The 12,989-nt window shown below is 64.4% G+C and carries 13 protein-coding genes; 6 read left to right on the forward strand and 7 right to left on the reverse strand.

Features of this window, described 5'->3' with window-relative positions:
• Window positions 1-36: 36 nt before the first annotated feature.
• The 4 genes from AC0CMF_RS04115 to AC0CMF_RS04130 all read right to left on the reverse strand — a co-directional run bounded on the left by AC0CMF_RS04115 (window position 37) and on the right by AC0CMF_RS04130 (window position 3,303).
• Window positions 37-519 (reverse strand): TRAP transporter small permease, encoded by a 483-nt coding sequence (locus tag AC0CMF_RS04115; protein WP_472481023.1) that lies wholly within the window; start codon window positions 517-519, stop codon window positions 37-39.
• Between the two features lie 58 nt (window positions 520-577).
• Window positions 578-1,552, reverse strand: coding sequence for a C4-dicarboxylate TRAP transporter substrate-binding protein (locus AC0CMF_RS04120; protein ID WP_374628276.1), 975 nt, complete (start codon window positions 1,550-1,552; stop codon window positions 578-580).
• 24 nt (window positions 1,553-1,576) lie between these two features.
• Complete coding sequence (locus AC0CMF_RS04125; RefSeq protein WP_058899912.1) at window positions 1,577-2,266, reverse strand: FadR/GntR family transcriptional regulator; 690 nt, start codon at window positions 2,264-2,266, stop codon at window positions 1,577-1,579.
• A 122-nt stretch (window positions 2,267-2,388) separates the two neighbouring features.
• A complete protein-coding gene (locus tag AC0CMF_RS04130; RefSeq protein ID WP_374628277.1) occupies window positions 2,389-3,303 on the reverse strand; it encodes a GntR family transcriptional regulator in 915 nt (304 codons plus the stop codon).
• Window positions 3,304-3,432: 129 nt separating this feature from the next.
• Here AC0CMF_RS04130 and AC0CMF_RS04135 point away from each other — a divergent pair, with 129 nt between their 5' ends.
• Window positions 3,433-4,416, forward strand: coding sequence for a zinc-binding alcohol dehydrogenase family protein (locus AC0CMF_RS04135; RefSeq protein ID WP_374628460.1), 984 nt, complete (start codon window positions 3,433-3,435; stop codon window positions 4,414-4,416).
• Window position 4,417: 1 nt separating this feature from the next.
• On the opposite strand, the gene AC0CMF_RS04140 is transcribed toward AC0CMF_RS04135, so the two are convergent.
• The 3 genes from AC0CMF_RS04140 to AC0CMF_RS04150 are packed head-to-tail and all read right to left on the reverse strand — an operon-like array spanning window position 4,418 to window position 7,008.
• The gene (locus AC0CMF_RS04140) at window positions 4,418-5,077 is read right to left on the reverse strand and encodes an aspartate/glutamate racemase family protein (protein ID WP_374628278.1); all 660 of its coding nucleotides are present in this window, start codon (window positions 5,075-5,077) and stop codon (window positions 4,418-4,420) included.
• Between the two features lie 10 nt (window positions 5,078-5,087).
• Entirely contained in the window at window positions 5,088-6,260 is a 1,173-nt protein-coding gene (locus AC0CMF_RS04145) for an amidase (protein WP_374628279.1), read from the reverse strand.
• A 13-nt stretch (window positions 6,261-6,273) separates the two neighbouring features.
• Complete coding sequence (locus tag AC0CMF_RS04150; RefSeq protein ID WP_058899917.1) at window positions 6,274-7,008, reverse strand: FadR/GntR family transcriptional regulator; 735 nt, start codon at window positions 7,006-7,008, stop codon at window positions 6,274-6,276.
• A gap of 199 nt (window positions 7,009-7,207) precedes the next feature.
• On the opposite strand from AC0CMF_RS04150, the gene AC0CMF_RS04155 reads away from it, so the two are divergent.
• The 5 genes from AC0CMF_RS04155 to AC0CMF_RS04175 all read left to right on the forward strand — a co-directional run bounded on the left by AC0CMF_RS04155 (window position 7,208) and on the right by AC0CMF_RS04175 (window position 12,897).
• On the forward strand, window positions 7,208-8,818 hold the full coding sequence (locus AC0CMF_RS04155; protein WP_472481027.1) for an ABC transporter substrate-binding protein: 1,611 nt from the start codon (window positions 7,208-7,210) through the stop codon (window positions 8,816-8,818).
• A gap of 121 nt (window positions 8,819-8,939) precedes the next feature.
• Window positions 8,940-9,893 (forward strand): ABC transporter permease, encoded by a 954-nt coding sequence (locus tag AC0CMF_RS04160; protein ID WP_058899919.1) that lies wholly within the window; start codon window positions 8,940-8,942, stop codon window positions 9,891-9,893.
• Window positions 9,894-9,896: 3 nt separating this feature from the next.
• A complete protein-coding gene (locus AC0CMF_RS04165; RefSeq protein ID WP_374628281.1) occupies window positions 9,897-10,796 on the forward strand; it encodes an ABC transporter permease in 900 nt (299 codons plus the stop codon).
• 11 nt (window positions 10,797-10,807) lie between these two features.
• Entirely contained in the window at window positions 10,808-11,872 is a 1,065-nt protein-coding gene (locus AC0CMF_RS04170) for an ABC transporter ATP-binding protein (RefSeq protein WP_374628282.1), read from the forward strand.
• Window positions 11,869-12,897, forward strand: coding sequence for an ABC transporter ATP-binding protein (locus tag AC0CMF_RS04175; RefSeq protein ID WP_374628283.1), 1,029 nt, complete (start codon window positions 11,869-11,871; stop codon window positions 12,895-12,897). Before AC0CMF_RS04170 ends, AC0CMF_RS04175 begins: the two co-directional genes overlap by 4 nt.
• Window positions 12,898-12,989 lie beyond the last annotated feature (92 nt).

Here is a 12,989-nt window from a genome sequence, read left to right on the forward strand (position 1 = left end):
TATGTGGCCGTCAGGAAAGGCTGCGGGCGGGAGGGATCAGGCCTTGTGCTCGGGACCGGCGGGCGGGTTCGCCGCCGCATCAAGCCGGTAGAGACGCCAGGCCATGACCAGCGCGGTGCCGCCGGCGCCGATGACAATGGCCAGATCCAGCCAGAACCAGGAAATGCCGAGGATCTGCGTCTTCTTGAAAGCCGTGGCCTTCGCCAGCGCCCAGCCCTGCCAGGACATGAAAGCCAGCAGGCCCACGGAAGCCAGATTGACGGCAAACACCAGCAGGCGGCGCGGCAGACCCTTCAGCGCATTTTCCAGAAGATCGATGGTCAGATGCTGCCGGTTCGCCTCGCAGGCGATGGCGCCGATCATGACGATCCAGATCATCAGGATGCCCGAGACCTCTTCGGTCCAGGCAAAGGGCGTTCCCAGAAGATAGCGCGCGATGACGGCTGCAACGGTCATCAGCACGAGCAGGGCCACGCATACGGCCCCGAAGGCCGAGGCAGCACGGAAAATGAGGGACATGACAGTCTCCGCGAAGAGGGAGGACCGGCCGCTTGCGGGAAGCGGCCGGCCGGAAGGATCACTTGGCGAGTTCTGCCTGGATCATGTCATAGAGGCCCGGCGTCCATTCCGGGAACTGGGTGTAGAAGGGCATGGTCTTCTCACGGAAGGCCGCCACGTCCGGCTCGGTGACGTTGACGCCGGCCGCCTTCATCTCGGAAAGAATGCGCTCTTCTTCCTCGGCGGCGATCTCCTGGCTGTAGAGGCCGGCCTCGTAGCCGGTCTTGTGCAGCATTTCGAGAACCTGCGGGTCGAGGGTGGAGAAGAACTCTTCACCGCCCAGCCACAGGGCCGTGTTGGTGAGATAGCCGATCATGGACAGTTCCTTGGCCGGCTCATGCAGCTTCTGGCCGTAGAGCACCGGCAGCGGGTTTTCCACGCCGTCGATCACGCCCTGCGTCAGGGCCGGATAGACTTCGCCCAGCGGCATCGGCGTCGGGGTGGCGCCCATCAGCTCGATGGCCTTGATCTGCATCGGGTTGTTCGGAACGCGGATCTTCAGGCCCTTCAGGTCTTCCGGCTTTTCGATCTTCTTCGTCGCCAGCAGCTGGCGCGTGCCATAGAGGTAGTTCGGGATGACGATGTGGATGCCCTTGGCACGCAGAGCCGCATCCTTTTCCCTGAACCAGTCGCTCTCGTAGATCTTCAGCAGCTGCTGCGGATTGTCGGCCAGATACGGCCCGAACAGGATGCCCAGATCCGGATCGAAGTCGGTGAGGAAGCCGGCATCGGCGATGGTCACGACGTTCACGCCCAGCATGGCCTGCTCGATCACGTCCTTCTTCGCCCCCAGCTGCGAGGACGGGAACAGCTCCAGCGCCACCTTGCCGCCGGACGCTTCTTTCACGAGGTCGGCCCAGCGGTGCATCACCTTGTCGACCGGCTCGCCCGGATTGTTCTCATAGGCCACCTTGACGACCACTTCCTGCGCCGCCACCGGCAGAATGGCCGCGACGCCCATGAGCGCGGCAAGCGCAAGCGATTTCAATTTCATTGCAGATCCTCCACTTGGATGAGTTCAGACGGGATCGCCCGCCTGTTTTGCGAGGGCCGCGAAGACGGCGCCCGAATAGTCGAAATGGGTGTTGAGACTGGCCGTCAGCCCGGCGGCATCCCGCTCGCGCAGCTTGGCGATGATGGCCTGATGCTGGGCATGGGACTCGACCGTCTGCGCCGAGCGGGATTTGCCCACCTCCATGTAGAAGCGCAGCGGCACCGACAGCACCCGGTACATGCGGATGAGCACCGTGTTGCCCGTCGCCTCCACCATGGCCATGTGAAAGTCGTAGTCGTGCCCTGCGGCTTCCGAAACGGTCATGGCCCGGCGCATGCGCTCGTTGGCCTCGGTCATCTGATCGAGATGGCTGTCCGTCACGCCGATCGCGGCCAGAGGCGCTGCGCCGGTTTCCACGATGCGGCGGAAATTGAGCACGTCTTCCAGCGTCTTGGCGGAATTGTCGAAATGCTGGGCAAAGACGGAGAAGATCGGATCGAAATCCGGCTTGCGCACCTTTGCGCCGCGCCGCGTCTTCTCGATGAGGCCGAAGGCTTCCAGATGGATCATGGTCTCGCGCACCGTGTTGCGCGCCACGCCAAAGCGTTCGGCCAGATCCCGCTCGTTCGGCAGCAGATCCCCGACCTGCATGCGCTCCACGATCTCCCGGCGCAGAACCTCGCGAATGTCCTCGACTGCTGAAAGTCCCGCCATGGCCTCCCCTCCATTGGCTCTTGGTCCTATGGTTGGACCAAACTCGGTGCTATGAATTCACCGGCGCACGCCGGTTGTCAAGCCTTGTCAGACAAGCTGACCGGAGATTTCTGCAAGGACGCTCACGCCGGAGCGGTGTCTTCCGGCCAGATCACCGAGGCCATCAGCGTGCGCCGGGCGGTGGCCAGATGGGCATCCAGCGCCGCCTCAGCCCGCTTTGCATCACCGGCCTGAACCGCCTCGATAATGGCTATGTGCTCGGAAATTGCAGCGCGGTTGCGGTGCTGTTCGTCGCGCTTGTTCCAGCGGTAGTGGAAGTGCACGATGATGGAGATGGTGCGGCTGAAATCGATGATGAAGCGGTTGCCAGAGGAGGCGCAGAGCAGCTGATGGAAGGCTGCATCAAGCTGTGGAAAGGCATCGAGCCCCTCATCCGGCCCGGACGCCAGAGCCTGATGCGCCAGCGACAGCGCCTGCAACTCCCCTGCCCGCTCGCCGCCCGGTCCGCAGGCGTTCATCATGCCGGCCAGCGCCTTGCGCTCAAACATCTCGCGCACGGTGAACATTTCCTCGGCAAAACCACGGGTGAAGCCCTTCAGCACCCAGTGCCGGTTCGGCTGTTTCTCAATCAGGCCAAAGGGCTCGAAGCGGATCAGGAATTCGCGGACGGAGGCCACATTCACCCCGAAGCGGCGGGCAAGACCCGCCTCGCTCAGCACCGTGTTGGGCCGCGGATCGCCGCGCAGCACCCAGTCCAGAAACTGGCTCTCCACATGCGCCTGATGGGACAGGGTTTCCGATTCCTCGAACCAGTCGGCCGCTTCCGGCAGGCGGCGCAGGACCTTTTCGCGCCCCTCCCAGTCGAGAATCCCGGCCCCGGCCAGATGCGCCAGCACGGCGCGGACGGTGGTGCGGCTCACGCTGAGAGCCTCGGCCAGCTCTGCTTCCGAGCCCAGCCGTTCGCCGGGCGCCATTTGCTGCAAGCGATCCAGCATCAGATTCACATGCAGTTTGAAGAGGTTGCGGTTGCGCGCCACGAACAGGCCTCTGGTTTTCAACCGGGATCAACCGGATTCAGTTTGACGGAAACGGATCTTTTTCAATAAAAAGCTGTAAGCGATCCAAACGCGCATTTCAAGAAACCCGGAAACTGTCCCATGTCCCTGATGAAGACCCTTGTGTGTGCCGAGCCTGGCAAGTTCGAACAAGCCCAGCGTCCGCGCCCCGAGGCAAAGCCCGGCCACGTGCGGGTGAAGATCGGCCATATCGGCATCTGCGGCACGGATTACCACATCTATGGCGGTCATCAGCCCTTCCTCGCCTATCCGCGCGTCATGGGCCACGAGCTTTCCGGTACGGCAGAGGAAGCCTCTTCCGATGGCCGGATTGCCAAGGGCGATCTCGTCGTGGTGAACCCCTACATCACCTGCGGCAAGTGCCACGCCTGCACCATCGGCAAGCCCAACTGCTGCGAGGCCATCGCGGTGCTGGGCGTCCACACGGACGGCGGCATGTGCGAGGAAATCGTGGTACCGGAGGGCAATCTCTACCCGGCGGAAGGCCTGTCGCCCAAGGCAGCGGCCATGGTCGAGTTTCTGGCCATCGGCGCCCATGGCGTGCGCCGGGGCAGCGTGAAGCGCGGCATGAGCGCGCTGATCGTGGGCGCTGGCCCCATCGGCCTTGGCGCTGCGATCTTTGCCGCCATTGAAGGCGCGGACGTCACCCTGCGCGACACGTCACAGTCGCGGCTGGATCTTGCCCGCAAGGCGCTCCCGTCTGCCCGCTATGAATTGGTGGGCGAGGAAACCCCGGGTGCCTATGACGTGGTCTTCGATGCCACCGGCAACATCAAGGCCATGAATGCAGGCCTTTCCCATGTCGCTCATGGCGGCGCCTATGTGCTGCTGTCCGTGGTCAAGGGCGATCTGGTCTTTGCCGACCCCGAGTTCCACAAGCGTGAGACGACGCTCTTCGCCAGCCGCAATGCGCTGAAGGAAGACTTCGAGCACGTCATTGCCAAGATCCGCAGCGGCGAGGTGCCGGTGGATGTGCTGGCAACCCACGAAACGAATTTCGAGGACGCCGTGACCAACCTGCCGCTCTGGGCAGAGGACCGTGGCACCCTGATCAAGGCCATCATCAAGGTCTGATTCAAAAATCTCCGCGCCGGATCAGCCTTGCGATCCGGCGCGCCGCTTCCGGCACCGGCTCGATGATGGGCACGGAAAACTGACCCGCCAGAGCCCGTGCCGCAACGGCCAGCGGCCCGCCGCCGATGACAATGGCCTCGGCTGCATCTTCCGAAATGGCCAGATGGATGGCCTCTGCCAGCGCCGCTTCCAGCCGTGCCGGGTCCGCCATCACCTGATGCACATCGCCCGCCGTCAACCGCACGGAGGTGAGGCTGTTCCCAAGGCCATAGGCCATTGCCCGTGCCTTGATCGGGGCGGCCAGATCCGGTGTCGTCGTCACCACGCAGAACCGCCGCCCGCCTTCGGCGGCAGCCAGCATGCCCGCTTCGGCAATGCCGGTGACGGGCACGGCGAGCGCTGCACGCAACGCCTCCAGCCCCGGATCGCCGAAAGCAGCCGTGATGACGCCGGAAATCCCCTCCGGAAGATGATCTGCGAGCGCCGCCACATGCGCCGCCGCTTGCGCCAGCGCCTTTGGCTCCGTGATCACCGGCGGGCCTTTGGCAACAGTGACCGGCAGAAATTCAATCTCCGGCACCGCTTCGGCCGCAAGCCGCACCATGGCCAGCGTCGTGGCGACGGTGGTGTTGGGGTTGATCAGCGCGACGCGCAGCTTCATGCCAGCCTCCTTATGCGGCGGACATGCGGCGGGCAAAGTCGAGGATCATCTCCTCCCCGCCCCTTGCCGCCACCAGTGACAGGCCGACGGGCGCGCCGTCCACGGTGGCACCGGGAACTGTCAGCTCCGGCAGGCCGCTGAGACCGGCAATGCAGGTGATGGGCATGGTCGCCCGGCGGTAAAGCTCAAGATCGGACTGGCTGGCATCGCGCAAGGGCGCCGGGCCGGGAGCCGTTGGCAGCAGCAGGATCACGCCGCCGGAAAGCGCCTCATCCATGGCCTCGCGGATGGCGGACCGGTCCTGTGCAACCTTGGCAAACGTTTCCCCGGAGACAGCCTTGGCCGCCGCCAGCCGCTCGCCGACGCCGGGGCCGAAGTCCGGTTGCTCTGCCTCGATCCAGCCCCCCAGCGCGCCCCAGGCCTCATAAGCCTGATGCAGGCGGAATGTCTCGAACCAGTCGATCTCCCCGTAGATCGGGATGGCATGGGTGAGCGCCGGCCCCAACAGGCTTTCAGCCCGGGCGATACCCGGCGCGAGCGCGCTGCGCATCGCGGCATCCATCCGGCCCCAGATGGTGTCCGGCCTCCACAGCCGCACTGGGGCCGTTGCATTATCCGCCGCAAGGCCGAAGACCGCGCTGATCCGCAGCATCAGATCAAGCTCCCGGGCAAACCAGCCCGGCACATCGAAGCTGGGGGCAAGAGGTTTCAGCCCCGTGCCATCAATGCGGCCATGGCCGGGACGCAAGCCGTAGAGCCCGCAGAAGGACGCAGGAATGCGCACCGAGCCGCCCGTATCGCTGCCAAGGGCAAAGTCCACGAGGCCTGCGGCCACCGCGGAGGCCGAACCGGACGACGAGCCGCCCGGCACCCGCAGCGGCGCAGCGCTGTTCAGCGGCGTGCCCGTATGAGCGTTGCTGCCGATCATGCTGTAGGCAAGCTCATCCATTTTGGTGAAGCCGGTGAGCTCTGCCCCGGCATTCAGCACCGTCTGCAGCGACGGTGCCGTCACCATGTCCGGCGCATGGCTCGCCTTCCAGGCCGGGCTCCCGTTACCAGCAACGCGGCCCGCGAAGGCGTAATTGTCCTTGGCGGCGAAGGTGAGGCCGTTCAGCGCGCCTTGGCCCGCCACCAGCGGCGTCTCCAGAACCTCGATGAAGGATTCAGCCGTATCATTGATCATGAAATCATCTTCCTCACGAGGTCAGGTCTATTCCGGCGCGCCGGGCGGCGCCCTGAATGTGGGCAGCCATGGCGCGGCAGGCAGCATCCCCGTCCAGCCGGTCCACCGCCTCCATGATGGCCAGATGCTCGGCTGCGGTTTCCACCATGCTTTCCATCCGCACCATGGGCACCCACTGGCTGCTCTGGAACTCCCGAGCCATCAGACGGTGCATGGACTGAAAGATGCGGTTGCCGCAAGCCTCGACGATCAGATCATGGAACAGGGTGTCCTGCGCCGCCGCCTCGACACTGCGGCCGGTGCGGGCCGCCGCCATCAGCGCCTCGACCGAGCGCCACAGCCGCCATTTCACATCACCGGTGAGTGCAGGCATGGCCAGGCGCAGCACCTGCGGCTCCATCGCCATGCGGAATTGATAGGTCTCTTCAAGCGAATAGCCTCTGCCGTGCGACCACAGATCGGCCGGCTGCAGGCCGGATGCGCCCGCAACAAAAAGCCCGCGCCGCTGCTCCACCCGCACCAGCCCCAGCGCTTCGAGCATGGAAATCGCCTCGCGCACCGATGGCCGCGATGCGCCCAGAATGCCCGCCAGATCACGCTGGGACGGCAGGGCATCGCCCTCTTCCAGCCCTTCATCCGCAATCATCGCCTGGATCGCCCGGGCCACACGCGCCGGAACCGAGGCGGATGCGTCCTCCTCCGGCAGCGCCAGGGTGCCGTCTGCGTCATGTGGTGAAAGAGCGGTCATGTCTGCCTAAATCTTCGCCTTGCATCAAAAATGCGCTGTTCATACGCTCATCTGGTCAGACCAGAAGGATTTGGTAGCGCACGAAAACCTGACCTTCAAGTCAAAAATTCAAATGACTTTCAGATCCTGCAAGCTCCGCAAGTCATGAAAAGTCATTCAATAAAAAACAGATTACACCTCTCAGAGAAGGAAGACATTGATGGCGTTGAAGACATTCCGAAGCGCAGCACTTGCCGCTTTTTCGCTTGCCGCCCTTGCCGGCACGTCAATGCATGCTTTGGCAGCAGGCACGCTGCGCATCGGCATGACAGCGTCGGATATCCCTCTCACCACCGGACAGGTCGATCAGGGCGGCGAAGGCATGCGCTTCATCGGCTACACGGTCTATAACTCGCTGGTCGAGTGGGATCTTTCGAGCGCCGACAAGCCTTCCGTCCTGACGCCGGGCCTTGCCACCGAATGGAGCGCCGATCCGGCCGATACCACGAAGTGGACTTTCAAGATCCGCGAAGGCGTGAAGTTCCATGACGGCTCGGACTTCACCGCCCATGACGTGGTGTGGAACCTCGACAAGCTGCTGAAGACCGATGCGGAACAGTATGACCCGCGCCAGGCCGCACAGGGCAAGTCGCGCATTCCCGCGGTCGACACCTACCGCGCCATCGATGACTACACGCTGGAAGTCGTTACCAAGGCTCCCGATGCGACCCTGCCCTATCAGCTCGCCTGGATCTTCATGAGCTCCAAGGCCAACTGGGAAGCCAAGGGCAAGAACTGGGAAGAGGTTGCCAAGGAGCCGTCCGGTACCGGCCCGTGGAAGCTTGCCAGCTTCGTCCCGCGTGAGCGTGCAGAACTGGTGCCCAACACCGGTTACTGGGATGAGGCCCGCATCCCGAAACTCGACAAGATGGTGCTGGTGCCCCTGCCCGAGCCGAATGCCCGCACCGCGGCGCTCCTCTCCGGTCAGGTGGACTGGATCGAGGCCCCTGCCCCGGACACGATCCCGGCCATCAAGGCACAGGGCATGACGATCACCTCCAATGCCTTCCCGCACAACTGGACCTGGCACCTGTCGCGCGCCGAAGGCTCGCCCTGGAACGACATCAATGTGCGCAAGGCCGCAAACCTTGCCATCGACCGTGACGGCCTTTCCGAACTGCTGGGCGGGCTGATGATCCCGGCCAAGGGCTTCGTGCCGCCGTCCAACCAGTGGTTCGGCAAGCCCACCTTCGACGTGAAGTATGACCCGGAAGAGGCCAAGCGCCTGCTGGCGGAATCCGGCTATGGCCCGGACAAGCCGCTGAAGGTGAAGGCGCTGATCTCGCCGTCCGGCTCCGGCCAGATGCTGCCGCTGCCCATGAACGAATACATCCAGCAGAGCCTCGCGGAAGTGGGCATCGAGGTGGAGTTCATGGTGGTGGAATGGAACCAGATGATCAACCTGTGGCGCGCCGGTGCCAAGGACCCGAGCGTCGAGGGCTCCCATTCGATCAACTTCACCTATTTCATTCAGGACCCGTTCACCGGCTTCCTGCGGCACCTGAGCTGTGACCTCGTGGCGCCGAACGGCACCAACTGGGGCCACTACTGCGACCCGGAGATGGAAGACCTGTTCAAGCAGATCAAGACCACCTTCGACCCGGAAAAGCAGGATGAGGTGATCCGCAAGACCCACGAGAAATTCGTCGATGACGCCCTGTTCCTGATGGTCACCCATGACGTTGCCCCGCGCGCCATGACCGGCAAGGTGAAGGGCTTCGTCCAGCCGCAGAACTGGTACCTGAACTTCTCCTCCATCACGATGGAATGAGGCCTTCTGCCCGGCGGGGACCTCTCCGCCGGGCAGGCTCTCCCGAGCATTTGCCACGATCCCGGCCGCAAGAGCCGGGACGCAAAAGACACCGGTTTCCCGAGAAGAGCGGCCCCCGCCCATGTTCATCTATCTTCTGCGCCGTCTGATCTATGTGCTGCCGGTCGCCATCGGCGTCAGCCTGATCTGCTTCCTCCTGGTGCATATCGCCCCCGGCGACCCGCTGACGGCGATCATGCCCGTGGATGCAACACAGGAACAGCAGGCGGCCATGCGCTCGGCCTACGGGCTCGACAAGCCCCTGCCCGTGCAATACGGCATCTGGGTCGGCAAGGTCGTGACCGGCGATCTCGGCAAGTCCATCGCCACGGGCCGGCCTGTGGCGCAGGAGGTGTTCGGCGCGGTCAAGAACTCCATGCTGCTCGCCTTCATGGCCAGCCTGATTGCCTTTCCCATTGGACTGACGCTGGGTTTCCTTGCCGGATACTGGCGCGGAACCGCCTTTGACCGGCTGGTGACGGGCGTTGCCATCACCGGCGTCTCCGTGCCCAATTACTGGCTCGGCATCGTGCTGGTCATCATCTTCTCCGTCCAGCTCGGCTGGCTTCCGGCCATGGGCGCAGGGCCCGGCGGTTCGGGCGAATGGGTCTGGGACCTTGAGCACCTGAAATATCTGATCCTGCCCTCGGTCACGCTTGCGGTCGTGCCCATCGGGCTGGTGGCCCGCACCGTGCGGGCACTGGTGGGCGACATCCTCACCATGGATTTCGTGCAGGCGCTCTATGCCAAGGGCATGCGCCACCGCGAGGTGCTGCGCCACGTGCTTTGGAATGCCGCCCCCACCGCTCTCTCCGTCATGGGCCTGCAGCTTGGTTATCTGCTCGGCGGCTCGATCCTGATCGAGACCGTGTTCAACTGGCCCGGCTCCGGCTTCCTGCTGTCCAACGCCATCTTCCAGCGCGATCTGCCGCTGCTGCAGGGCACGATCCTGGTGCTCGCCATGTTCTTCGTCACCATGAACCTCCTCGTCGACGTGGCGCAGGCCGCCATCGACCCGCGCATCAAGAGGGCATGAGCCATGAGCGTGACAAGCCCCGCAGCAAGCCCTGCCGCTATCACCGCACCCGTTGTGCAGTCCGCTCCCGGTTACTGGTCCGGCGTCACCCGCCGCTTCCTGCGCGACCGGCTGGCCGTCATCTGCCTCGTCATCCTGATGACGCTCATTCTGGCCGCCATCTTCGCCCCGTATCTGGGCCTTGCCGACCCCTACAAGGCCAGCATGATCCGCCGCCTCAAGCCCATAGGCTTTGACGGTCATCCGCTCGGCACCGACGAACAGGGCCGCGACATGCTGGCCCGGCTCATCTACGGCGGCCGCCTCACCCTGTTTGTCGGGCTGATGCCGGTCGTCTTCGCCTTCTTCATCGGCTCGGCGCTGGGCATCATCGCCGGTTATGCCGGCGGCTGGCTCAACACGGTGATCATGCGCACCGTGGACGTCTTCTTCGCGTTTCCCTCCGTTCTGCTGGCCATCGCCATTTCCAGTGCGCTGGGCGCGGGCATCGTCAACAGCCTGGTGTCGCTCACCATCGTCTTCATCCCGCCCATCGCCCGCGTTGCCGAAAGCGCCACCGCCAGCGTGCGCTCGCTCGACTATATCGATGCGGCAAGGGCGAGCGGCGGTGGGGCGCTCACAATCATCCGCGCCCATGTGATCAGCAACGTCATCGGCCCGATCTTCGTCTATGCCACCAGCCTCACCAGCGTGTGCATGATCCTCGCCGCCGGTCTTTCCTTCCTCGGCATCGGCGTGCGCCCGCCGGAGCCGGAATGGGGCCTGATGCTGAACACCCTGCGCACGGCGATCTACGTGAACCCCTATGTCGCTGCCCTGCCCGGCCTGATGATCTTTGCCACCTCCCTCTGCCTCAACCTGCTCAGCGACGGCCTGCGCAGCGCCATGAACGTCAAGGACTGAGGAGCACGCAAATGACAGCCACCAACGCCTTGAACGCAGAAACCCTTGCGCAGACCGAAGACAGGGGCGGCCCGGCCCAGCCCCTGCTGATGGCACAGAACCTGACGAAACACTTCCCCATCCGCTCCGGCCTTCTCAACCGGCGCACCGGCACTGTGCATGCGGTGGATGACGTTTCATTCCATGTGAAAAAAGGTGAGACACTCGGCATCGTCGGCGAGTCCGGCTGCGGCAAGTCCACCACCGCCCGCCTGCTGATCGGACTTATCCCGCATGATGCCGGGCAGATCGTCTTCGACGGCGAGGCGCTGGGCGCGGAACTGGCGCTGAAGGACCTGCGGCGCGGCGTGCAGATGGTGTTTCAGGACAGCTACGCCTCGCTCAACCCGCGCCTCACCATCCTCGACTCCATCGCCTTCAGCCCGAAGCTGCATGGCATGGACGATCCGGAAGGGCGCGCCCGCAGTCTGATGGAAAAGGTGGGGCTTGATCCGGCCCGCTTTGCCCACCGCTACCCGCATGAACTCTCCGGCGGCCAGCGCCAGCGCATCAACATTGCCCGGGCGCTGGCCATGGCCCCGCGCCTCGTGATCCTCGACGAGGCCGTCTCCGCCCTCGACAAGTCGGTGGAAGCGCAGGTGCTGAACCTGCTCAACGACCTCAAGGCAGAGCTGGGCCTCACCTATGTTTTCATTTCCCATGATCTGAATGTGGTGCGCTACATTTCCGACCGGGTGATGGTGATGTATCTCGGTGAAGTGGTGGAAATCGGACCAGCGGAAAGCATCTACGAGCGGCAGGCTCACCCCTATACCGCCTCGCTCTTTGCCGCCATGCCCTCCATGGACCCGGACAATCGCACCATGGAACCGCCGCTTGCAGGCGATCCGCCCAACCCGATCAACCCGCCCACCGGCTGCCGCTTTCACACCCGCTGCCGCTTTGCCGAAGGCGTTTGCGCTGCGGCCAAACCCGCCCTTGCCGCCCTTCCCGGCGCGGAAGACCACATGGCCGCCTGCCACATGCTGGAGCCCGCCTCCGGCCACAGCCTTGCCGTGAAGGAGGCAGCAGTATGACGAGCACAGTGACTGGCACAGTGACCGGCACAATGACCACCGCCGCCCCCCTGATGGAATTCGACAATCTCACCGTCCGCTTCAAGGGCGAGCGCACGGTCCATGCCATCAACGGCGTCAGCCTCACCATGCAGCAGGGCGAAACCCTCGGGCTGCTGGGCGAATCCGGCTCCGGCAAGAGCGTGACGCTGAAGACGCTGCTGCGTCTGCTGCCGCCGCGCCGCACGGACATCGAAGGCAGCGTGCGGGTGAACGGCACCGACGTGATGAAGCTGCAGGGCGCCGCCCTCTCCGCCTTCCGGGGCAGCGAAGTCTCCATGGTGTTCCAGGAACCGGCGCTGGCGCTTGATCCGGTCTTCACCATCGGCGACCAGATCGCCGAAACCGTGATGCGCCACAAGGGCGTGAGCAAGCTGGCGGCCATGGATGTGGCCCTCGACATGCTCACCCGCGTGCGCATCCCTTCGCCCGAGCGTCGGCTGAAGAACTATCCGCATGAAATGTCCGGCGGCATGCGCCAGCGCGCCATGATCGCCCTCGCCCTCGCCTGCCGCCCGAAGCTGCTGCTGGCCGACGAGCCGACCACCGCCCTTGATGCCACCGTGCAGATCCAGATCCTGCTGCTGCTGCGCGAATTGCAGAAGGAATTCGGCATGGGCGTCATTTTCGTCACCCATGACATCGGCGTTGCCATCGAGGTGTCGGACCGGATCGCGGTCATGTATGCGGGCAATATCGTGGAGATGGGCCCGGCGCGCGAGATCATCCGCAACCCGCAGCATCCCTACACGCGCGGCCTTCTGGCGGCAAACCTGCATGATGTGGTCAAGGGCCAGCGGCTCGACGCCATTCCCGGCTCCCCGCCCGCGCTGGAGACGAAACCGGTCTCCTGCTCCTTCGCCCCGCGCTGTGCTTTTGCAACCGATATCTGCCGGGCGCAGAAGCCGGAGCTTGTACCGGCCAGCGGCCAGCCCACCCACGTCTCCGCCTGCTTCCACCCGCAGGCACAGCACGCGGTGGTTTGAGCCCTCCCCCGCGCCGTCCCCGCCGTGTGCGGGGACCTGTCAGGGAGGCAAGGCATTGCGCCCCACTCAGGCGTCGCCCCAGCCTTCGAGCC

This window comes from Pannonibacter sp. CBAS1226, assembly GCF_055685825.1.